This is a genomic window from Polynucleobacter kasalickyi (genome assembly GCF_900176405.1).
Classification (GTDB): domain Bacteria; phylum Pseudomonadota; class Gammaproteobacteria; order Burkholderiales; family Burkholderiaceae; genus Polynucleobacter; species Polynucleobacter kasalickyi.
Map to the genome: position 1 here is coordinate 46,176 of NZ_FWXJ01000012.1, position 22,382 is coordinate 68,557.

A 22,382-nucleotide genomic window follows, 5' to 3' on the forward strand; every position below is an offset into this window, starting at 1 on the left:
TGTCACACTCTGAAAAACCAACAAGTGATCTTCTCACTTGTTGGTTTTTTTTGCTATTAAATTACTTAAAACTTCCTAGGATTAGAACTTCATTCTAATACCAGCACCATAAACATATCCAGTACCTGACGTGTTAGAAGCACTTGTATAACCGTAGTTTACATATGCATCAGTCTTATCATCCAATGGATAGTCATAGCCAACGACTGTTTCGTTTACTGTAGAAGAAACGCCACCTAACGATGTATTAAGCGCAACTAAACTAGAAGTGTAGTTAGTGTTTGCATATTCAATTAAGATTTTTCCAGGACCTGCAGGAATCTTCGTACTAACTTGGAATGTTTTTGACTCTGTACCAGCACTTGATTGTTTAGCATCTTGGTAAGTCATAAATACTTTAGCAACGCCGAAGTCATATGATGCACCACCCATGTAGGCTTGAGCTGAATTATTACCTGTTGTGAAAACATCCATACCAATTTCACTGTTACCAATTGGCATTACTTGGGTATTAGAGTAATAGGCTGTTAATGCTAAAGGGCCATCAAAGTACAATACGTTCGCACCGAAGTTGTTACCGCTAGACTTACCGCCATTAGGTGCATAGTGCAAGTTAATTTCTGCATTACCAAATTTTGGCAATGTATAAATAATTTGACGATCCCAAGCTGTATCACCATACAAACCGTTTGAAGTACTGTTACTGATTGATTGTGAAGGTGTATTAAAGTTGAAATACATTGCATGCCAGAGTGGGCCATATCCACCGGAATCACCGTACGCATTGAATAAAATAGTTGGCAAGAAGTGCGGAGCGATATCGCGACCAATCGTTACTTTACCAAAGCTACCGGCTAAAGATCCGCTAGCATTTCGAGTGAATAAATTTGGTCCAATAACTTTACCCTGAGTTAAATCCAAGAAAGTCGAAGCACTAAATCCAGCAGTTAAGCCAGTATCGCCAACTGCACGCTCACCTTTAATGCCAAAATACGATGTAGTCATCGCACCACTGGTTGGGGTCAAGTTGGAAGTATCGCCACCAGGAGCTTTGCTTGACTGCAAAGATAAATCGGCCAAACCGAAGACTGATAAGCCATCGACGACTTTTACGTCAGCATGGGCACTAGAAGCTGCAAAAGCAGCTAACATTGACAAGACTAAAGCTGTTTTTTTCCCTAAAAATTTGTGTTGCATACAAGATTCTCCTTAAAAATTAAAAATATCTACCCTAAAATTTTGAGCATGGTAATTACCTGCACGTTTTAATAATGAACCTATGAACTTTCGTTTTAATTACCAACTGTTCCAAATAAGTGCTAAGGCATAAGGAGATGCACCAAAATATGACAGAAAAATTACAGGCTTTGCTTATTATTTTTTAATTGCAAATTTTTCTACTACTCTTATAAATAATTACAATTTTTTAATCATGTTTATTCAAACCACTAACCAGAAGTCTTTTAATCAACTTCAAAATGATTGGCATCCTATCGCCATTGCTGCAGTCACGCTACCTGGCACGATGCAATCGATTACTCTATTGGGTCAATCACTCGTCTTGTGGTGTGATGACAATAATAATTTTCATTTGTGGCTGGATCAGTGTCCACATCGGGGAATGAAATTATCGTTAGGCACTATCCAAGAGAATCAACTCGTGTGCCCTTATCATGGCTGGCGATTTAAGCCATCTGGTAAATGTAGTTATATTCCATCTTTGCCACAATTATTAGAAGATAACTTAAAGGGATGTGTACGGCAATTTAAACTTCTAGTGAAATATGGCTTAATTTGGGGCTGTTTAGGTGAGCCGGTTGGTGACATCTTTCCATACCCTGAGTTTGATGAAAAAAGTCGGCGAATTGTCTTTTGTGGTCCCTATGATCTTGCTGCAAGTGGACCACGGATTATTGAAAACTTTTTAGATATGTCTCACTTTCCATTTGTTCATGAAGGGATCTTAGGGGACCAAAGCAAAATGGATATTCCGGACTATCAGGTAGAAGCGTTCTCCGATGATATTTATGGCGAGGGTATAAGAGCAACCAAATGCTTTTCTTGGCAGCCTAAAGCGAGTAAAAAATCCAACCAACCGGAACTAGTCGAATATGCATATCGTGTAGTTCACCCCTTCTCTGCTATTCTGAATAAACAGAGTAGCGGACAAAGTTCCACCTCGGATGGACTCGCCGATGCGATTAGCCTACATCTCCAACCAGTAGAGCCGACGATCACTCGGGCTTGGATTATTATGGCCTTAAATGATTTCGAACACTCTGAACAAGAATTAAGAGAATTTCAAGATTTAATCTTTTTACAAGATAAATCGATCGTAGAACATCAAGAGCCCAAATTACTGCCGCTCAATCCTGATGCCGAAGTTTCAGTAGTGAGTGACCGTCTATCGATTGCCTATCGCAAATACCTAAAGACGAATAACTTACAATATGGTGTAATAAACCATTTAGCTCTTTAACCCCCTCCACTTATTCCATCTAAAACTATGTCAGTCACTAACCCTTATCAAAATGAAGTCATCATTTCATGGACAGAAATTCATCGGGATGCGCGTTTTTTATCTCATTTACTGTTAGCAAAGGGGCCGTGGAAAGGCATTATTGCGATTACTAAAGGTGGTCTTATTCCTGCAGCACTGATTGCCAGAGAATTAAATATTAAGTTGATTGATACCGTCTGTATTTCAAGTTACGACGGCAATTCTGATGGAGCAGCACAAAATCAAAAAGAACTAGAAGTGATCAAAATGATAGAAGGCGATGGTGATGGATTTTTACTCATCGACGACCTAGTGGATACCGGTAAAACTGCAAAGTTTATTCGTGAAAAATTACCCAAAGCCTATTTTTGTACTTTATATGCGAAGCCTGAAGGTAAGCCCTTAGTTGATCTTTATGTCAAAGAATTCGAGCAAGCTGAATGGATCTTTTTCCCTTGGGACATTGAATATCAATTCTCAGTACCTATCCACCACAGAGCAAAGATTGCACCAAAGGAGTAAAAAAATTAATGTGCCATTAATTTTCGACTGAGTAGTGAATGCGTAGAAACGTGTCTTTCTAGATCAAAGTCTACTAACTCAGCATTCATCACTCGGATCCTTCCGTTGATCATACTAAAGTCTACTTGCGACGGCGGAGAAAAAACAATTCCGGCAACTGGATCAGAGCATCCGGCAAAGCTCAATTGCTGTTGTTTAAAGCCAATGATATCGGCCGCCATACCTACTTGAATGGAACCAATGTCTTGCCTACCTAAAACCTCTGCGCCGCCAACTGTCGCTAGCCGTAGCGCTTGCCTTGCATTTAAGGCCTGTGGATCATTATTGGCCACCCTTTGTAATAACATGGCCTGTCTTACCTCTTGAATCAGATTACCAGAGTCATTGGAAGCAGAACCATCCACACCTAACCCAACAGGTACCCCAGCATTCAGCATCTGCCGAATCGGAGCTATGCCGGAAGCTAATCGCATATTAGAGCTTGGACAATGACAAACTCCGGTCTTGGTACGTGCAAACACTTTGATGCCCTCAGCGTCAAGTTGCACACAATGTGCATGCCATACATCATCTCCCACCCAGCCTAGACTTTCTGCATATTGGGCAGGTGTCTGATTAAATTTTTCCTTTGAATATAAAACATCATTGATGTTCTCGGCCAGATGCGTATGGAGTTGAACTCCATACTGTCTTGCCAATTTAGCCGATTCGCGCATTAAATTTTCTGAAACAGAAAAGGGGGAACAAGGCGCAACCACGATATGCAACATGGCATATTTTGTATTGTCATGCCATTTCTCGATCATTTCTTGAGTATCTTTTAAGATGAGGACTTCATCCTCCACGAGTGCATCTGGCGGAAGTCCTCCTAAACTTTCACCGACGCTCATCGCCCCCCTTGCGGCATGAAAACGAATACCAATGGTCTGAGCCGCCTGAATTTCATCCTCTAGACTTGCACCATTGGGGAATAAATATAAATGGTCGCTAGTCGTCGTGCAGCCAGATAACATTAATTCGGCCATCGCCGTGAGTGCTGAGACCCGAATCATCTCAGGAGTGATCTTTGACCAAATGGGATATAAGGTTTTGAGCCAGCCGAACAATTCTGCATCCTGCGCCACCGTCTTCGTGAGCGTCTGGAACATATGATGATGCGTATTGATAAAGCCAGGTAAAACAATATGGCCTTGCATATCTATCTGCTGGGTATTTTCAAGATAGTGCTTGGGAATTTCTGAGGATTTACCAATCCAACGAATCTGATTGCTTTCAATATAAATCGCAGCATTTTGTAATTCAGAGTGCTGAGAATCCATCGTCACTAAGTGCGCAATATTGAATAGTAATTTATTACTAATGTTTGACATATTAGGATGGATACCCAAGAAACAAGACTGCTAGTTGGCAAAGCAGTCTTTTATTCAAATTATTAACTACGGTGAGCCCAAGCAGTCTTTTTACGCTCAATCACTGCAAACAACTCATACATGCTCATGGCCATCACACCGATCGATACGAGTCCAGCAAAAGCCAGTGGTAATCTCATGGATGATCCTGCAGAAATCAACAAATAACCAATACCTTCGTTTGATGCGCTCATTTCAGAAACCGTAGTTCCGACAAACGCGAGAGTAATTGCAACTTTTAAACTGGCAAAGAAAAATGGCAGACATCTTGGCATACCAATTTTGACGATAATATCCTTTTTACTTGCACCTAAAACCCTCAACACATCCTCAAGCTCTGGTTCTATTGTGGCAAGCGCTGTGGCAATATTAACCATAATCGGGAAAAAACTAATCAGAAAGGCTGTCAAAATTGCTGGGCCTGCGCCAATTCCAAACCAGACCACTAGAATGGGCACAAAGGCTGCTTTAGGCAGCGCATTAAAGGCCGTCATAATGGGATATAGCGCATCATATGCGATCTTAGAAGAGCCAATCAAGAAGCCTAACATCACGCCTACCATGATTGATATTCCAAAACCAACCATCGTGGTCCAAAAAGTCACCCAAGAGTGGCGAAGGATTTCTGTTCTAAACTCAAAGAGGTTTTGACCAATTTGAATGGGGCTAGGGAAAATAAATTCACTAACTTTAAATACAGTACAGATGAGTTGCCAAATCACTAATAGTGCAATGAACAACACTATCGCCGCATTTTTTTCTAAAAAATTTTTCTTTTTCATTTGCCGGACCTAATCGAACCAATATGTCCTCTGAGTTCATGAACAATATTCGTAAATGCCTCTGTATAAGTAATTTCCAAATCCCTAGGGCGTGGTAAATCGATTTCTCTTTTAAAGACAATTTTTCCTGGACTTTTACTCATCACATAGACCGTGTCGGCTAGATAAACAGCTTCTCTCAAATCATGCGTAACTAAGATCACGTTAAATTGTTGCTCAGTCCATAAATCTTTCAGAATATTCCAAAGTTCTTCGCGGGTAAAGGCATCTAAAGCACCAAATGGTTCATCTAGCAATAACATTTTCGGTTGATGAATGAGCGCCCGACAAATACTTGCTCGTTGCTGCATACCACCTGATAATTCCCAAGGAAATTTATCGGCGTAGCCCTTCAAACCAACACTCTCCAGAAGTTTCAGTGCTCTTTGAATATACTCATCCTTCTTTTTACGGAAATCAAAGCGAAAGGGCTCAACGATTTCCAAAGGTAATAGAATATTTTCCAGGGTTGTCCGCCATGGCAACAAGGTCGGTGCTTGAAAAGCCATGCCACTAAAACTTAAAGGACCATTGACCTCATTGCCACCAACCGTAATACGACCTCGACTCGGTTTCTGTAAACCCGTGGTCAACTTCATAAAGGTGGACTTACCGCACCCTGAGGGGCCTACGATTGCAATAAATCCCCCCGTATGAACTTCGAGTGAAATATTCTCTACTGCGAACTTCCCTTGGGCAGGCAAATCACCATACCCATGAGAAACATCATCAAATTTTATAAATGAATCAGACATTATTTAGGTAAAACCGTCTTAAGACTTGCTAATGGAAGGAAGGATCCATCCCAAACGAAATCAGGATTTACTCTTGTTTTTGTTTTATAAATATCGGAGACTTGGGAAGCCATCAAAGCAAGTCTTGGCAAGCTCAATGTTCCAAATCCTTCTGCTTTTGCGTCTGGAGTAACTACTGCATCCTTAATTGCTAGTCTGAGTCTGCGTTTTTCTAAATCAACATTGATAATTCCGTCTTTTTGTTTGACATATTGAATGGAGTCATCCGGATTGGCAATTACTTCTTTTGCACCTTTTGTAAATGCCTCTAAGAATGCTTTAATTGCAGCAGGATTTTCCTTAATTAACTTCGGAGAAACAATAATGGCGTTGCCGTAAAGCTTCACACCATTTTGCGCAAAGGGAAATGCAATAATATCCTCAGCTTTAATTCCTCTAGCCTCTAAATTAAGAATAGAGGTAAACCCAAAACCAGTAATCGCATCGAGATCACCCTTTACCAACATCGTTTCTCTCAAAGCAGGATCCATACTGATCCAATTAACAGGACCTAATTTATTAGCGTCTTGAAAGAGCTGAAAGGAACGTCTGCCGGCATCAAAAACTGGCGCACCTAATTTTTTACCAGTTAAATCAGAAATTTTCTTTACATTCGAGCCCTTAATCGTAATCACCGATGCGGGAGTATTGTTATAGACCATCATGACCGCAACAGGCTTATTAGGTGCATCTGGGTTATTGCCATGAAACTCCATTAATGCAGCCATGTCGGCAAAACCAATGTCATAAGAACCGGAAGCAACCCGGTTGACCGCATTTCCTGAACCATTTCCAGCATCAATACTGACATCTAAACCAACTTGTTTAAAGTACCCTTTGGCTGCAGGCTCCAAGAAAAAAGCTGATGGCCCCTCAAAACGCCAGTCTAATTGGAATTTAATAGCGGTTTGTGCAAAGGAGTTACCTGAAGAAACAACTGCAATAATCAGAAATAAGCGTTTTAAAACTTGAAGGTTAATCGACATAGTTTTCCTGTAATGTTTTACTTTGATAAAAAAATGAACTTATTTATTCTTCACTTTAAATGAAAATCACATTCATTTTCAATAATTAATGTCAATTTAAAAGAATTGTCACCAATTTAGTGCGGGAAAAAACACGAACTTCAACGATAAAAAAGTTCACGCATTTGCGTAAGTTTCTAGTCGAAATTGGGCGATCCGATATATTTGCTCAAGACACTCTTGAAATTCCACCGTCTTTTCATGATTGAGGCGATTTGCAAAATTTTGAATGATACTTTGCCGATTGTGACCTTTCACCGCCAAAATAAACGGAAAACCGAACTTGGTGAGATATTGAGCGTTCAAGGACTGTAACAGCTCAAATTCTTCAGGAGAGCATTGGTCTAATCCAGCGCCACTCTGTTCATTCAGTGAATGGTGCGTCAAGTCCTTCCTCACAGCAGCTTTGCCCGCTAGTTCTGGGTGAGCACAAATGAGCTTTAATTGAGGTGCATGACCGGAGCCGCGAACTACCTCCACCATTTTTTGGTGAAGATCTTCGATTGAATGAAATGGCTTGTGCACATATGCTTGCTCAGCTACCCAAGGGCTGTGCTCAAAAATACCGCTAAAGGTATCGATAAATTCACTTTGACTGAACTGGTTAATTTGGTCTATTTTCATTAGATTTTGTCGTTATCTTTAAAAAGGCTTACATTCATGCCGCTGGGTGATTTTCATACCAATGGTTGGCTATATCCACTCGACGACAAACCCAAACATCCTCTTTTTGGGCGATGTAATCCAAAAATTTCTGCAGAGCAATAAAGCGTCCTGGCCGTCCAAGAATTCGACAATGCATACCAATGGATAACATTTTAGGTTGGTTTTGGCCGTTTGGATCGCCCTCAGCGTAAAGCACGTCAAAACTATCTTTTAAATATTGATAGAAATGTTCAGAGGTATTAAATCCTTGTGGTGAAGCAAACCGCATGTCATTCGAATCTAGGGTATAAGGAATAATTAAATGATTCTTTTCAGAACCATCGGTCATCGGGTGCTTTATCCAAAATGGTAAATCATCACCATAGTAATCAGAATCATACAAATATCCACCTTGCTCAAGCAATAAGGTTCTGGTATTGGGAGAGTCTCTGCCGGTATACCAACCCAAAGGGGCTACACCCGTAATCTCTTTTATTTTCTCGGTTGCGAGTCGCATATGCTCGCGCTCAGTATCAATGTCCACATCTTGATAATGAATCCAACGCCAACCATGACTCACAATTTCATGACCTAACTCGACAAAAGTTTTTGCGAGTTCTGGATGACGCTCCAGTGCCATACCAATGCCAAAGACAGTGAAGTTCAGATTTCTTTTCTTGAACTCATTTAAGATCCGCCAAACCCCTGCCCGAGAGCCGTATTCATAAATCGATTCCATTGACAAATGACGGGCTTCAAATGCTGCTGCACCGATAATTTCCGATAAGAATTGCTCAGATGCTTTATCGCCGTGTAAGACAGAGTTTTCTCCACCTTCTTCATAATTTAAAACAAATTGGACCGCTATTCTGGCGCCGTTGGGCCATTTAGGGTGGATAGGTTGGTTGCCATAACCAATTAAATCTCTGGGGTAAGAACTATTCATATTTTTTTACACTCAAACCTCATTTACGTTGTCATGGGAAAATAATACCCATTAATTGAGGTATTTCAAAGCAAGTCCAAAAATTTTCCACCATTTTGGTGCTAAAGTTTCAAATAAACATTATTCAATTTGAGTAATAATATGATTAATCTTTTATATATTGGGTATCAATCATGGGCAGGTTAACCACGCACGTACTTGACACTGCGCAAGGAATACCAGGCAAAGGCATTAAGGTCAATTTATACTTTAAGAGTGATTCCTCACAAGTATTGCTTGCTTCCAAAGTGACCAATGACGATGGTCGGTGTGACACACCGCTTCTAGAAGGCGACAAGTTTATTGCAGGAGAATATCTTCTAGAATTTGAAATTGGGAATTATTTCAAAAACTCATCTCTGAATTTAACCGAGCCACATTTTCTCAATAATGTCCTTATTCAGTTTTACGCAGCCAATTCGGAATCACATTATCATGTCCCCCTACTTGTAACACCTTGGAGTTACTCAACCTATAGAGGTTCATGATTATTTGATCAATTAAGTTATCGGTCGTCGCGGTAAAGCCCAATTTTTGGCACGACCTTTTGCATCTGCAGTCCCGCCGTGGCAGATGTTATTACTTGATTTGGTAGGGATGTCGTATGGAATATTTATTTCCTTTTTTTATTGATTGTTTAAACCTCTTACTGAGGTGGACTCATTTAATCGTTGGTATTGCTTGGATTGGAGCATCGTTTTACTTCGTCTGGCTGGATAATAGTCTGCATGCGCCAAAAGATTCCCATCTGAAGGAATTAGGTGTTAGCGGTGAATTATGGGCTGTTCACGGTGGGGGCTTCTATAACCCACAAAAATACGCAGTCGCACCCAAAGTGATTCCTAATAATCTTCATTGGTTTTATTGGGAAGCCTACTCAACTTGGTTAAGTGGCATCGCGCTCTTTACCGTTAGTTATCTAGCCAATGCCAAAGTCATGTTGGTGGATGCTAGAGTGGCGGATATTTCAGGCAATGTAGCAATACTCGCCGCACTCGCTTACTTAACGGTAGGATGGCTCATCTATAACCAATTATGTAAATTTTATGGTGTAGGAGCTAAAGCCGATAAAAAGGTCGCCATCTCCATTTTCATTTACATCATCATTGCTACTTGGATTGCATGCCACATTTTCTCTGGCCGGGCAGCTTTCTTAATGACTGGAGCCATGATCGCCACCATCATGGCAGCCAATGTTTTTTTCTGGATTATTCCAGGACAAAAAACTGTCATTGCCTCGATTAAAGCAGGGGAATCTCCAGATCCAATTCATGGCATGATTGGTAAACAACGTAGCGTGCACAATACCTTCTTCACCCTACCGGTCTTATTTTGTATGATTTCTAATCACTACAGCTTGACGTACCAGGCAAAAGATAACTGGCTTGTCCTAGTGCTCATCATGACGAGTGGTGCCTTAATTCGATATTTCTTCGTTTCTAGACATAAAAACAAACCAAGCTATGTCAGTCTGAGCATTGGTCTCCTGTTGCTAATTCTTTGTTTTTGGAAAATTGCCCCTCCAAAACCTGTAGAAACAGTTGCATTAAAACCTCCTACCATCGAAAAAGTCGAATCAATCATTCAAGAGCGTTGCGTGGTTTGTCATAATAATCAAATCGCTAATAAAAATATTCGCTTAAATGAGCGGCAATTAATAGAAGATCAGGCAGGGTTGATTCATCAACAAGTAGTAGTAACCAAGATTATGCCCATGGGCAATGCGACCAATATTACTGATGAAGAAAGAAACTTGATTGATTTGTGGTTTCAGTCAAAATCCAAATAACTTATTGAAAGAACATTTATGGCAATTCAACAAGACGTAAACGCACCAGAGTTCACTCGAAAATATTTAAATCTTGCCGATGCAAGATTGGGCGCTAAACCTATTTTTTGTTCAGATCAATTTTTTGGTCCCTTAGAAAGAATGCTCAACCCCGAACCGGCTGTTTTCATACCAGGTAAGTATGACGATAATGGGAAATGGATGGATGGGTGGGAAACTAGGCGCAAGAGATCTGTTGGCGAAGATTGGTCAATTATTCAACTCGCCAGACCTTGCACCATCGTCGGTTTTGATGTGGATACTAGCCACTTTACTGGTAACTATGCGCCAGCAGTTTCGATCAAAGCTTGTTACACCAATGATCCAATGAGTGCTGAAAATGAATGGGTAGAGTTATTGTCCCCACAAAATTTGTCCCCGAATAATCATCATTATTTTGAAATTTCTTCCACTGTTAAAGTCAATCATCTGAAAGTAACGATCTTCCCAGATGGCGGTATTGCAAGATTAAGGGTGTACGGAACGGCAGAAATTGACTGGTCAAAAGTAAGTCCCGGCGAAGAAATTGATTTCGCTGCGGCAGAAAATGGTGCTAGGATTGTCGCAGTCAACAATCAACACTTTGGCTTAGCCAGCAATCTACTGATGCCCGGCAGAGGCCAAAATATGGGTGATGGTTGGGAAACCAGAAGAAGGAGAGAACCGGGGAATGACTGGTGTGTCATCCAACTAGCCCAGTCGGCAATCATCGATCGCATTGAAGTAGATACCTGCCATTTTAAGGGCAACTATCCAGATCGTTTTTCATTACAGGCAAATTTTGTCCAAGTTGGAACAGATACATCCTTAATCACTCAATGTATGTTTTGGCCAACCCTTGTTGAAGAGCAAAAACTAGAAATGCACAAACAACATTATTATGCAACGGAGATTTTACCCTTAGGTAAAGTTAGCCATGTCAGACTCAATATCTTCCCTGATGGCGGAGTCTCTAGGCTCAGATTATGGGGTAAATTCAATTGAAAACCATCCAGCTAACCCCCCTCAATCAAGAAAATTTTAAATCTTTTGGAGAATTCATTACTCTAGAAAATGCGAATCAATTTAAGATTAATGGTGGATCAACGGATCGCTTTCACGCCTTATCCAGCGTAGATACAGAGGCCAATGGGGGGCGCACCATCGTGAGTATGTTCAGGGGGCAAGCATTTCACTTGCCATTTGAACTCAAGGTCATGGAGAGGCACCCACTAGGTTCTCAGACTTTTATTCCTTTAAACCCTAATGCTGGGCAACGCTATTTGATTGTTGTCGCTCCAGCAGAGTGCAAGAATGAAGTGGAGGTAGTTGATCACCTTACCGCTTTTATTGCTCAAGGATTTGAGGGCGTCACCTACGCCAAAGGGGTTTGGCATCACCCTTTAATTAGTTTGGACGAAGTCAATGATTTCATTGTAATTGATCGTTTAGGGCCGGGAAATAATTGCGATGAAATTCCCATCACATCAAGGCTTGTGATTAACAATCCTTGAACACGATTAATTAGACTCGAGCCCATCCTTAAAATGGCCCATTTTTTGTTCTTTGGTTAAACGATAATTGGCATTAAATGGGGACTGACCGACATGCAGAGGAATGCGGTCTTCGATGATGAAACCAAACTCGATCAAGAATTCAATTTTTTTCGGATTATTAGTAATCAAACGTAAAGAGGTAATCCCCAAGTCTTTTAACAATTTGGCTGCATCACGATAGTCTCTAGCATCAACATCAAAGCCTAGCATGATGTTTGCTTCCACCGTATCCGCGCCATTTTCTTGTAACTTGTAAGCCTTAACCTTGTTCAGAAGACCAATACCACGCCCTTCTTCCCGATGATAGAGAATGACGCCGCGGCCCTCTTGGGCAATCATTTTCATAGCTTCATTTAATTGTGGTCCACAATCACATCGTAAACTGTGAAACACATCACCTGTCAGACATTCTGAATGCAGCCTAGTCAAAACAGGCTCGCCATTTTGCACATCACCCATTACAAGCGCGATATTTTCATTGCCAGATTGCGGATCTTCACTAACATACAGCTGAAAAAGCCCATACTCGGTTGGTAATGAGCAATTTACTATTTCATTATTCTTCATCAGTTAGATTTTAAACTAATCAGGCCTATTATTCAGAAACCAATCCTAAATCACGTAATGTACTAATAGTAGATTTAAGTCATTTGATTAAAATACACTGTCATTTAGTCTTCAAATTTCTTAGCCAATCGAGTCCGGTCGAAGTGCCATTGGTAGTATTTTTGATTTGCGGACGATACTCACAACCAATATATCCTGTATATCCTAGGCTTTCAATGACTGAGAAAAGGTAGGGATAGTTAATTTCACCAATATTCGGTTCAAAACGTTCTGGTACGCCAGCAATTTGAACATGGCTCACTAAACCAGTCGGTAAGTACTCTTTGAGTTTCATGGCTAAATCCCCTTCCATGATTTGGCAATGATATAAATCAAGTTGCACCCTTAAATTATCCGCCCCTATGGACTTCACAATCTCATGTGCTTGAGCTTGATAATTTAAGAAGTAATTGGGCATATCCCTGGTATTAATCGGTTCAATCAAGATTAAAGTCTCAGTAGATTTCGCTTGCTCCGTTGCCCAAGCCAAGTTCTTACAATACGTTTCTAATAAAACCTCAGATTCAACCCCTATAGGTTTGATGCCCGCTAAAACATGAATCTGGGGGCAATCTAGTTTCGCGGCATAATCAAGTGCCAGATAAATACTATCTTGGAACTCTTGTTCCCTGCCAGGAATACAGGCCATACCTCGTTCACCATTGGCAAAATCACCCGCCTTGGCATTAAATAGTACTAGTTTTAATTGATTTGCCTTTAATTGACTGGCCAACACTGCCGGCGAGTATTCATGGGGAAATAAAATTTCTACGGCCGGAAACCCATCTTGAGCCGCTGCAGAAAAGCGGTCCATAAAATCATATTCTGTATACATCATGCTTAAATTAGCAGCAAATTGGAGCATTTTTACCTCATTTATTCGGGGTTAGGATGGAATTATCATAATCGATAAATTTAATTGCTAAACTAAGCTTTATTAAAATATCAACATCATTAGGAGAAATAAATGAGTCATCCAGTCTTAGCTTTTGAAGAAAAACGTCGCATCGCCATGGAAGCAGCCGATCAACAAGCTTTTAGTACCCTTTGTGATCCATCAATGATTTACCGTCATGGTTCTGGCGTAGAAGACACGCTTGAAACTTACCTTGAAAAATTTGAAAAAAAATTAGTGAAGTACTCCAATGTAGTGTTTTCTAACCCAAGAGTGATTACTTCACAACATGGCAATCAACAAGTTGCTTTAATCATGGGCAATATGCAGGCTGATGTCATGCGAATCGATCAGCCAGATAAGATCAGCAGTCACTATCAATCTACTTGGATTTCAGACGGTGCTGACTGGAAACTTCTTGCGGTGCATGGTGCACCAGCAGCAAAGAAATAAGCCAAGTGAATCCATTGGTGGTAGTTTAAAGTAAGAATAAATTCGTCAGTTTTTCATTGGGAAAGAATATGGGTATTGAATCTATCGGTGTAATTGGTGCAGGCATAATGGGCAATGGAATCACTCAGGTCTTAGCTGCCAGTGGCCTTGAGGTTGTGATGATTGATATCAATCAAGCCGCAATCGATAAAGGCATGCAAAGTATTTCTGCTAGCTTTGATCGTCTAGTCAAAAAAGAAAAAATGTCCACTGACGATAAAGCTGCTGCACTTGCAAGAATTAAACCTTCTCTCGATTATGCAGATTTAAAAGGTTTACACCTAGTCATTGAAGCAGCCACTGAAAACAAACCTATTAAAGAAAAAATTCTGAAACAAATTGATGGGGTTTGTGATCCGCAAACCATCATCGCCACCAATACTTCCTCCCTATCCGTGACACAATTGGCTTCGAATATCTCGAATCCATCACGTGTGATCGGCATGCATTTTTTCAACCCAGTGCCCTTAATGGCACTGGTTGAAATTATTCGGGGTTTACAGACCGATGATGCTACGCATCAAAGTATTCATGACTTAGCGCAACGCTTGGGCAAGACACCTATTACTGTGAAAAATGCCCCTGGATTTGTAGTGAATCGAATTTTAGTACCGATGATTAATGAAGCCTTTTTTGTCTTAGGAGAAGGCTTAGCCAGTGCTGAAGATATCGATAATGGCATGAAGTTAGGCTGCAACCAACCGATTGGCCCGCTAGCCTTAGCGGACTTAATTGGACTGGACACTTGCCTGGCGATTATGGAAGTCTACTTTAATAATTTCAACGATTCCAAATATCGTCCTTGCCCATTACTTCGTGAAATGGTGGATGCTGGTTACTTAGGTCGCAAAACAGGTCGTGGAGTTTATCAATATTAATTGGTCCACCACCTGAATACATAAGTCTAGGCTCTCGACATCTGCAATCTTAATGAATTGCCGATTACGGAAACCGAACTTAAACTCATGGCAAGTGCTGCAATCATTGGTGAGAGTAGCACGCCAGTAATTGGATATAAAACTCCTGCTGCTATAGAGATGCCGATGGCGTTATAAAACAGAGAAAATACTAAGTTCTGTTTCATATTGTTCACGGTTTGATTGGATAAATGGATCGCAGTAGCAATCCCACGTAAATCCCCCTTAATCAAGGTAATTTGCGCACTATTCATCGCCACATCCGTACCAGTTCCCATAGCTATCCCAATATTTGCTTGCGCTAATGCTGGGGCATCGTTGATACCATCCCCCGCCATCGCAACAATCTTGCCCTCATTTTGCAATTTTTGGACCAGGGCTAGTTTGTCAGCAGGTTTTAGTTCACCATACACTGCTTCAATCCCGAGTTGACGACCTACCGCCTTTGCAGTAGTTAGACCATCACCAGTAGCCATGATAATTTTGAGTCCAGATTCTTTTAATATTTGCAAAGCATCTTGCGTAGTGGCTTTAATCGCATCGGTTACGACGAGTAATCCTTTCAGTTGTTGATCAATCGCAAGATAGATAACGCTCGCGCCATTCTCTCGATATGACTCCGCTTGTGGCTGAAGTTCCTGCACTGATATTGCTAATTGATTCATCAACTCGGTATTGCCTAAACAAACCGTTTGCCCAGCTATTTGACCTTGCACACCAATTCCTGACGAAGATTGGAAGTTGGTAACAGTTAATAAGGCTAGTTGTTGATCTTTAGCCGCGCGCACGATAGCGGCGGCCAAAGGATGCTCACTCGCCTGATCAATGCTAGCCGCTACCCTTAAGACCTCTAACTCAGTAAAGCCATTCACCCCAATCGCTTTAATAAAGCTTGGATGGCCTTGGGTTAACGTCCCCGTTTTATCGACAATGAGCGTATCTACCTTTTTGAGATTTTCGATCGCTTGCGCATCGCGAAATAAGATGCCCTGAGTGGCTGCCCGACCGGTAGCCACCATAATCGACATCGGCGTAGCCAACCCCAATGCGCAAGGACAGGCAATAATTAAGACAGAGACCGCATTGATAAGTCCAAACACCCAACTAGGATTTGGCCCAAAAATACCCCAGACAAAAAATGTGAGGAATGCTACAGCGACTACAGAGACCACAAAATAAGCTGATACTTGATCCGCCATGCGTTGCATAGGTGCTTTGGACCGCTGGGCTAATGCCACCATTTGAATGACTTGCGAAAGCACTGTGGCAGAGCCAACCTTTTCCGCTTTCATTAGCAATGCACCGCTTGTATTGAGGGTAGCACCAATTAATGGGTCCCCAATATTTTTTATCACAGGAATCGGCTCGCCCGTCAACATGGATTCATCAACGGCGCTGACTCCCTCGACAACCAAACCATCTACAGGAATCTTCTCCCCAGGACGGATCCGCAGTACATCACCCACCATGACATCCTTCAAGTCAACATCTTCTTCCAAGCCATTTGCCTGTAATCTACGCGCAGTCTTCGGTGCTAAACCAAGTAAAGATTTAATGGCTGCAGAAGTTTTTGAACGAGCTTTCAACTCTAAAATTTGCCCCAATAGAGTCAACGAAATGATGACTGCTGCCGCTTCAAAATAGACCGACACTCGCCCCATCGAGATGAAGGACTCTGGGAAAATTTGTGGTGCTATGGTCGCAATCGCACTATAAATAAAAGCAGTGCCAGTGCCTATACTGATTAAAGTCCACATATTAGGACTTCGGTTTAAGACGGAGTTCCAACCTTGTACAAAAAAGGGCCAGCCTGCCCATAAGACTACTGGCGTTGAAAAAATGAACTCAACCCAAGACTGGACACGCATTTCAAACAAATGTAGCTGGTGACCAAACATGGCTAAAGTAAATACCACTAATGTGGCCGGTAAGGTATACCAAAAACGTCGTTGAAAACTAATTAGTTCAGGACTTTCTTCGTCATCTAGCGCTGGAATCATTGCCTCTAAGGCCATCCCACACTTTGGGCAACTGCCCTGGTGATCTTGAATCACTTCTGGATGCATGGGACAAGTATAAATAGCTCCAATCACTTCGGGAACCTCTTGTTGAATCTTTGGCTGAAGATAAGTGTTTGGAGATTGAATAAATTTTGTGCAACATCCTGCGCTACAAAAGTAAAAAGGTTTTCCTTCAAACATCGTATGGTGTTTTGATTGGTCGGTGGTTTTCATGCCACAAACAGGATCTCGTAACTCTTCTTTATCTTGAACTTGTTCTATTTTCAAATAAGATTCTGGAGAGTTGATGAACTTGGCACAACACCCAGCACTGCAAAAGTAAAAAGGTTTCCCTTCAAACATCGTATGGTGTTTTGACTGGTCGGTCGTTTTCATGCCACAAACAGGATCTCGTAACTCTTCCTGATCTTGAGCTTGTTCTATTCTCAAATAAGATTCTGGAGAGTTGATGAACTTGGCACAACACCCAGCACTGCAAAAGTAAAAAGGTTTCCCTTCAAACATCGTATGGTGTTTTGATTGGTCGGTTGTTTTCATCCCGCAAACAGGATCTTTAAAATCCTGCGCCATATTGCTTTGATTGATTGGGGACTCACTCATCTTCTACCTCTCTTTACAACAAAACTGTTAGGAACTGCTTACCATAAAATACATTCACAGAATAATTACACAAGATGTCCTGTCTTCACAAAAATAAGGCACCCTTCTTCACTAAAAGGTTGATGCAAACTCATATGCGGACTACGGATCCAAGATCCTTTCGGATAACGACCATGTTCATCCTCAAACACACCCTCGACCACAAAGATTTCTTCGCCACCATAATGTCGATGGGGGTTAAAGTAGGTTTGTGGCGCCCACCTGACTAAAGTTGAACCTAATCCTTGCTGCATTAATGGCAATACCTTTAAGCCCGGCACCATCCCTTGAAACCAAACTGACTTTGTAGTGTCAATCACTTCACGTTCTGTTTGCTCTTCACCAAGATGTCTTAGCTTCACAAACAAGGTACAGCCTTTCTTACTATATGGTGTGTGCTTAGAACCAGGTGGATTCATCACATAAGTACCGGCGGAGTAATCTCCAAATTCATCACTAAAAACACCCTCTAATACGAATATTTCTTCACCAAATTCATGGGTATGACTTGAAAATTCGACGCCAGCCTGATACCTAACGATCGAAGTGGCCCTTGCCACTTCATCACCAACCCGATCTAACATCCTGCGCTCCACCCCAATAATTGGACTAGTCACCCAAGGTAGATCATGGTGATTGATCACGACTCGCTCCGTGTAATCTGAATTAATATTCATCGAGCAAATTTTCCGTTCTTAATATTTAAAAAATACCTTCTCTTTCAATGTAACCCTTATTGACTAGAATGGATACTGATCATTTCTAATTGCTGACCAAAATACTAGGATAAGCATTTTGAAAAATAAGGTACATAATAAAGATAGCTAGCTCATATTTTAAATACTCTGATCGAAATCAGGTTTTATTCGCTAGCAAAGTTCAACAGGCATCTTATGCAAAATCGTCTTCAAGCACTTGGACATCGGATTAAAGAACATCCCTTAGCAAAATTAGGCCCTGGACTGGTTACTGGAGTGGCTGATGATGACCCTAGTGGGATTGTTACCTACTCTCAAGCAGGTGCACAATTTGGTTTTAACATGCTATGGACGATGCCTCTGACCTTTCCATTAATGGTTGGCATTCAGACCATTTGCGCGCGAATAGGCCGGGTCACCGGCAAAGGACTGGCGGCCAATATTAAAGCACATTTCCCACCTGTTATCCTTTGGTTGGTGGTCATTCTATTAGTGATTGCAAATACGTTAAATATTGCGGCAGATGTGGCGGCAATGGGTGAAGTAGCAGAATTAGTATTAGGTTTTAATCGCCACGTCATGGCTGCCTGTTTTGTGATATTAACCCTTCTGTTACAGATATTTATCCCCTATCACCGTTACGTTGTCTACCTTAAATGGCTGACTTTATCCTTACTTTCCTACGCATTCATTTTATTCGTCGTTCATATTGACTGGGCCCAAGCCTTTAAAAAGACCCTGTTTCCCTCATTTATATGGAATGCAAACTCCGCGGCCATTATTGTCGGTATTTTTGGCACAACCATCAGTCCCTACTTGTTTTTTTGGCAAGCATCACAAGAAGTAGAAGATTTACATCGGGATGGCGGAAAATCCTTATTAGAAGATGATAGTTGCGCCAAATCAGAACTTCAACGAATCTCTTGGGATACTTGGTCAGGGATGTTGTATTCCAATCTATCGGCCTACTTCATTGTTTTAGCAACTGGCGCGACCCTATTTGTCGCTGGCATCCATGATATTGAAACTGCTGCTCAAGCAGCGATGGCCTTACGACCCTTAGCCGGCGATTTTGCATTTGAACTATTTGCCATTGGGATGCTCGGCGTAGGTCTCATTGGTATACCTGTATTGGCCGGATCAGCTTCCTACGCTTTATCTGAAATGATGGGGTGGTCTTGGGGACTCGAGAAAAAATGGGGGGAAGCACCTCAGTTTTATTTAACGATGACCTTAAGCGTTGGCATCGCCATTTTTTTACAATATCTATCTATTAGCCCCATGAAGGCTTTAGTATGGAGTGCTGTCACGAATGGCGTCATTGCAGTACCTCTCATGTTCGTGATTATGTTGCTATCTGCGAATAAAGCAGTCATGGGTAGATTTTCTCTACCCACTCATATCAAAATTCTTGGTTGGCTGGCAACTGCTCTCATGTTAATTGCCGTCACAGTGATGTTTTTGATGTTTTAGACAAAAGCAAAAGCTAACATCGCGGGATCATCTAAAAAAGAATTTGCCATGAAGATAGCAACTCTGTATAGCAGGGGAACTATTTTATCGATCATGGTTTCAATGCATCACTTTGGCCATGCCACAAGAGCGCATCCATGGCTAATATGCCGTAGCTAACACCACCGTCCAGCATTTGTAGTTGATCATCTTTTAACCGACTCCCTAAAGCAATAAATAACGGCAAAAAATGCTCTTCGGTTGGATGGGCCCTGACGCCGTCCGGTGCCATTTGCCGATAGTTGAAGAGTGCCTCTAATCGATCCTCAATAATCGCTTGTTTCACCCAATCAGAAAATTTCTGAACATACGGTAAATCACCCTGTGCACCAAGTCTTAAATCCCCTAAATTATGGGTCATACTTCCTGAACACAGGATTAAAACTCCATCCGAGCGCAGGCTAGAGATTGCTTGACCCAAATGATAAGCATCACGTGGATCAAAAGAATGGGGCAGCGAGACTTGAAATACAGGTAAATTGGCGTCTGGCAATAGGTGAATGAGTGGCGTCCAAGCCCCGTGATCTAAGCCACGAATTGGATTCTCTTTAACTTCAAAACCTTTATTTTTAAGTAACTGGATGGTTTGAAGTGCTAAAGAAGGCATTCCAAGTGCGGGATAACTCAACTCATAAAGGGGTTGAGGAAAGCCATAAAAATCATGGATGGTCTCGGGTTGTGACGTCGTCATTACCTCTAAGATCTCTGTCTGCCAATGCGGAGAGATAATTAACAGCGCTTTCACATCAGTCAATTGTTTACCTAAAGCAGTTAATTGAGCGCCAAGAACGCCACCATCTAGTGCAAAGGTGGGGGCACCATGAGAAATAAATAATAGTGGGGCAGGAGTTGATGACATAGGGAAAACTTTCTGAAATAAATGAAGCAAAACAATCATTAGTCTGCAATTGAATCCAAATTTTTGATGACCTTGACGAGGGCGTTAAATTCCTCTATGCGGGCAGTCGAGGGACGCGCAATCAGTGCAATTTTTCTCTTGGGAGATGGCGTTGCCAAAGGCCTGGCAATTAATTGCATGTGACTTAAGAGTCCTGACTTCACCGCCATTTCAGGCAATAAGGCGATGCCTAAGCCAGACTCCACCATTTGCACAAGAGTCAGTAAGCTGGTCGCTTCAATGCCATTATGACTCACTAATTCACTTCTTCGACAAGCCATTAAGGTATGTTCCCGAATGCAGTGACCATCCTCCAATAATAATACCCGATCACTCATTTGATGACTCAAATGAACATCTTTCTTTTTGAAGATGGGATCCCCCTCCTTCGCAATCAGCCAAAACTCATCATCAAACAGTTCTTTGACTAAAAACCCTTCAGTATCATAAGGTAAGGCAATTAAAGCAAAATCTAGTTCATGTCGATCTAATTTATCAATCAAATTGCCGGATAAATCTTCTCTTAACGCAATTTGCAAATCAGGGTATTTTTCTCTCATCACTGGCATCAGCGCTGGCAAGATAAAAGGGGCTATGGTTGGAATGACTCCTAATTTGATGACACCAACCATCGACCCTGCATAGCTATCCACAAAGTCCACTAAATCATCCGCTTGCGCTAGCAGGCGTTCTGCTCGTTCAATCACCTCTTTACCGATTGGTGTGATGGATACGGTTTGTTTATCTCGTTCAACCAACTGGACTCCTAAAGTACCCTCGAGCTCTTTCAAGCCTGCACTTAAAGTGGATTGACCAACAAAACATAAAGCAGCTGCCTCAGTAAAACTAAGGGTTTTATTGAGCGCTTGTAAATACCGCAATTGCTTAATTGTGGGGGTTGAAGCCATTACCATCCTCATTATCAATAAAATCGATTAACAAGATCAATTTTATTCAATTTACAACTATTCCACAATACTTCACAATAGCATCTGTCGTAACCGAGTTTAATTTTTTTAATAAAGGAAATACTATGTCAATCATTAATACACAAGTAGTACCATTTAAAAACCAAGCTTTCCACAATGGCAAGTTCATTACAGTAACTGAAGAATCCCTCAAAGGAAAATGGTCAGTATTTATTTTCATGCCAGCAGCTTTCACATTCAACTGCCCAACTGAAATTGAAGATGCTGCAAACAGCTATGCTGATTTCCAAAAAGCAGGAACAGAAGTTTATATCATTACTACAGACACACAATTCTCACACAAAGTATGGCACGAAACTTCACCAGCTGTTGGTAAAGCAAAGTTCCCACTCATCGGTGACCCAACACATGCTTTAACACGTGCTTTCGGTGTTCATATTGAAGAAGAAGGTTTAGCACTTCGTGGCACATTCATCATCAATCCAGAAGGCGTTATTAAAACAGCTGAAATTCACTCAAACGAAATCGCTCGTGACGTATCAGAGACATTACGTAAATTGCAAGCTGCTCAATATACTGCTGCTCACCCAGGTGAAGTATGTCCTGCTAAATGGAAAGAAGGCGCACAGACTTTAACTCCATCTTTAGACTTAGTTGGCAAAATCTAATTGATTCGATAAATCATAGACTCTCTGCGGAGAGTCTATTGGA

The 22,382-nt window shown here is 41.4% G+C and carries 23 protein-coding genes; 10 read left to right on the forward strand and 13 right to left on the reverse strand.

Annotated features, from left to right (window positions below):
* Positions 1-81: 81 nt before the first annotated feature.
* The gene (locus B8983_RS10955) at positions 82-1,197 is read right to left on the reverse strand and encodes a porin (protein WP_084284777.1); all 1,116 of its coding nucleotides are present in this window, start codon (positions 1,195-1,197) and stop codon (positions 82-84) included.
* A gap of 235 nt (positions 1,198-1,432) precedes the next feature.
* Here B8983_RS10955 and B8983_RS10960 point away from each other — a divergent pair, with 235 nt between their 5' ends.
* Together B8983_RS10960 and gpt are read left to right on the forward strand one after the other, a co-directional pair.
* A complete protein-coding gene (locus tag B8983_RS10960; protein ID WP_084284780.1) occupies positions 1,433-2,479 on the forward strand; it encodes a Rieske 2Fe-2S domain-containing protein in 1,047 nt (348 codons plus the stop codon).
* Between the two features lie 27 nt (positions 2,480-2,506).
* Complete coding sequence (gpt, locus tag B8983_RS10965) at positions 2,507-3,022, forward strand: xanthine phosphoribosyltransferase (RefSeq protein WP_084284783.1); 516 nt, start codon at positions 2,507-2,509, stop codon at positions 3,020-3,022.
* Between the two features lie 5 nt (positions 3,023-3,027).
* On the opposite strand, the gene B8983_RS10970 is transcribed toward gpt, so the two are convergent.
* From B8983_RS10970 to puuE, 6 genes are all read right to left on the reverse strand, one after another.
* Complete coding sequence (locus B8983_RS10970) at positions 3,028-4,392, reverse strand: 8-oxoguanine deaminase (RefSeq protein WP_084284785.1); 1,365 nt, start codon at positions 4,390-4,392, stop codon at positions 3,028-3,030.
* Positions 4,393-4,454: 62 nt separating this feature from the next.
* Positions 4,455-5,213, reverse strand: coding sequence for an ABC transporter permease (locus B8983_RS10975; protein ID WP_084284788.1), 759 nt, complete (start codon positions 5,211-5,213; stop codon positions 4,455-4,457).
* Positions 5,210-6,007, reverse strand: coding sequence for an ABC transporter ATP-binding protein (locus tag B8983_RS10980; RefSeq protein ID WP_084284794.1), 798 nt, complete (start codon positions 6,005-6,007; stop codon positions 5,210-5,212). The genes B8983_RS10975 and B8983_RS10980 overlap by 4 nt, the downstream gene beginning before the upstream one ends.
* On the reverse strand, positions 6,007-7,032 hold the full coding sequence (locus tag B8983_RS10985) for an ABC transporter substrate-binding protein (protein ID WP_084284799.1): 1,026 nt from the start codon (positions 7,030-7,032) through the stop codon (positions 6,007-6,009). Before B8983_RS10985 ends, B8983_RS10980 begins: the two co-directional genes overlap by 1 nt.
* Before the next feature lie 156 nt (positions 7,033-7,188).
* Positions 7,189-7,695 carry a 2-oxo-4-hydroxy-4-carboxy-5-ureidoimidazoline decarboxylase gene (gene uraD / locus B8983_RS10990; RefSeq protein ID WP_084284803.1) on the reverse strand — a complete coding sequence of 169 codons (507 nt, stop codon included), beginning with the start codon at positions 7,693-7,695 and terminating at the stop codon, positions 7,189-7,191.
* A gap of 34 nt (positions 7,696-7,729) precedes the next feature.
* Positions 7,730-8,662, reverse strand: coding sequence for an allantoinase PuuE (puuE, locus tag B8983_RS10995; protein ID WP_084284806.1), 933 nt, complete (start codon positions 8,660-8,662; stop codon positions 7,730-7,732).
* 173 nt (positions 8,663-8,835) lie between these two features.
* Between puuE and uraH the strand changes: the two genes are divergently transcribed.
* The 4 genes from uraH (at position 8,836) to B8983_RS11015 (ending at position 12,022) form a co-directional block, all read left to right on the forward strand.
* The gene (uraH, locus tag B8983_RS11000; protein WP_084284809.1) at positions 8,836-9,189 is read left to right on the forward strand and encodes a hydroxyisourate hydrolase; all 354 of its coding nucleotides are present in this window, start codon (positions 8,836-8,838) and stop codon (positions 9,187-9,189) included.
* A gap of 116 nt (positions 9,190-9,305) precedes the next feature.
* On the forward strand, positions 9,306-10,490 hold the full coding sequence (locus B8983_RS11005) for a urate hydroxylase PuuD (protein ID WP_084284812.1): 1,185 nt from the start codon (positions 9,306-9,308) through the stop codon (positions 10,488-10,490).
* A gap of 18 nt (positions 10,491-10,508) precedes the next feature.
* On the forward strand, positions 10,509-11,513 hold the full coding sequence (gene alc, locus B8983_RS11010) for an allantoicase (RefSeq protein ID WP_084284815.1): 1,005 nt from the start codon (positions 10,509-10,511) through the stop codon (positions 11,511-11,513).
* On the forward strand, positions 11,510-12,022 hold the full coding sequence (locus tag B8983_RS11015) for an ureidoglycolate lyase (protein WP_084284816.1): 513 nt from the start codon (positions 11,510-11,512) through the stop codon (positions 12,020-12,022). The genes alc and B8983_RS11015 overlap by 4 nt, the downstream gene beginning before the upstream one ends.
* 6 nt (positions 12,023-12,028) lie before the next feature.
* Here B8983_RS11015 and ribA read toward each other — a convergent pair whose 3' ends face one another.
* Positions 12,029-12,631, reverse strand: coding sequence for a GTP cyclohydrolase II (ribA, locus tag B8983_RS11020; RefSeq protein WP_084284824.1), 603 nt, complete (start codon positions 12,629-12,631; stop codon positions 12,029-12,031).
* Between the two features lie 100 nt (positions 12,632-12,731).
* Positions 12,732-13,535, reverse strand: coding sequence for a 2-oxo-tetronate isomerase (gene otnI / locus B8983_RS11025; RefSeq protein WP_084284830.1), 804 nt, complete (start codon positions 13,533-13,535; stop codon positions 12,732-12,734).
* Between the two features lie 102 nt (positions 13,536-13,637).
* Here otnI and B8983_RS11030 point away from each other — a divergent pair, with 102 nt between their 5' ends.
* Entirely contained in the window at positions 13,638-14,018 is a 381-nt protein-coding gene (locus B8983_RS11030) for a nuclear transport factor 2 family protein (RefSeq protein WP_084284834.1), read from the forward strand.
* 68 nt (positions 14,019-14,086) lie between these two features.
* The gene (locus B8983_RS11035; protein WP_084284839.1) at positions 14,087-14,935 is read left to right on the forward strand and encodes a 3-hydroxybutyryl-CoA dehydrogenase; all 849 of its coding nucleotides are present in this window, start codon (positions 14,087-14,089) and stop codon (positions 14,933-14,935) included.
* A gap of 26 nt (positions 14,936-14,961) precedes the next feature.
* On the opposite strand, the gene B8983_RS11040 is transcribed toward B8983_RS11035, so the two are convergent.
* Both B8983_RS11040 and B8983_RS11045 read right to left on the reverse strand, forming a co-directional pair.
* Positions 14,962-17,595, reverse strand: coding sequence for a heavy metal translocating P-type ATPase (locus B8983_RS11040; protein ID WP_234987023.1), 2,634 nt, complete (start codon positions 17,593-17,595; stop codon positions 14,962-14,964).
* A 65-nt stretch (positions 17,596-17,660) separates the two neighbouring features.
* On the reverse strand, positions 17,661-18,311 hold the full coding sequence (locus B8983_RS11045; RefSeq protein WP_084284844.1) for a cupin domain-containing protein: 651 nt from the start codon (positions 18,309-18,311) through the stop codon (positions 17,661-17,663).
* 216 nt (positions 18,312-18,527) lie between these two features.
* On the opposite strand from B8983_RS11045, the gene B8983_RS11050 reads away from it, so the two are divergent.
* Entirely contained in the window at positions 18,528-19,805 is a 1,278-nt protein-coding gene (locus B8983_RS11050) for an NRAMP family divalent metal transporter (RefSeq protein WP_084284851.1), read from the forward strand.
* Positions 19,806-19,896: 91 nt separating this feature from the next.
* Here B8983_RS11050 and B8983_RS11055 read toward each other — a convergent pair whose 3' ends face one another.
* Both B8983_RS11055 and B8983_RS11060 read right to left on the reverse strand, forming a co-directional pair.
* The gene (locus tag B8983_RS11055) at positions 19,897-20,703 is read right to left on the reverse strand and encodes a DODA-type extradiol aromatic ring-opening family dioxygenase (RefSeq protein ID WP_084284922.1); all 807 of its coding nucleotides are present in this window, start codon (positions 20,701-20,703) and stop codon (positions 19,897-19,899) included.
* A 38-nt stretch (positions 20,704-20,741) separates the two neighbouring features.
* A complete protein-coding gene (locus tag B8983_RS11060) occupies positions 20,742-21,650 on the reverse strand; it encodes a hydrogen peroxide-inducible genes activator (protein ID WP_084284856.1) in 909 nt (302 codons plus the stop codon).
* A 125-nt stretch (positions 21,651-21,775) separates the two neighbouring features.
* Between B8983_RS11060 and ahpC the strand changes: the two genes are divergently transcribed.
* Positions 21,776-22,339: an alkyl hydroperoxide reductase subunit C gene (gene ahpC / locus B8983_RS11065; RefSeq protein ID WP_084284862.1), complete on the forward strand. Its 564-nt coding sequence runs from the start codon at positions 21,776-21,778 to the stop codon at positions 22,337-22,339.
* The last annotated feature ends 43 nt before the right edge of the window (positions 22,340-22,382 follow it).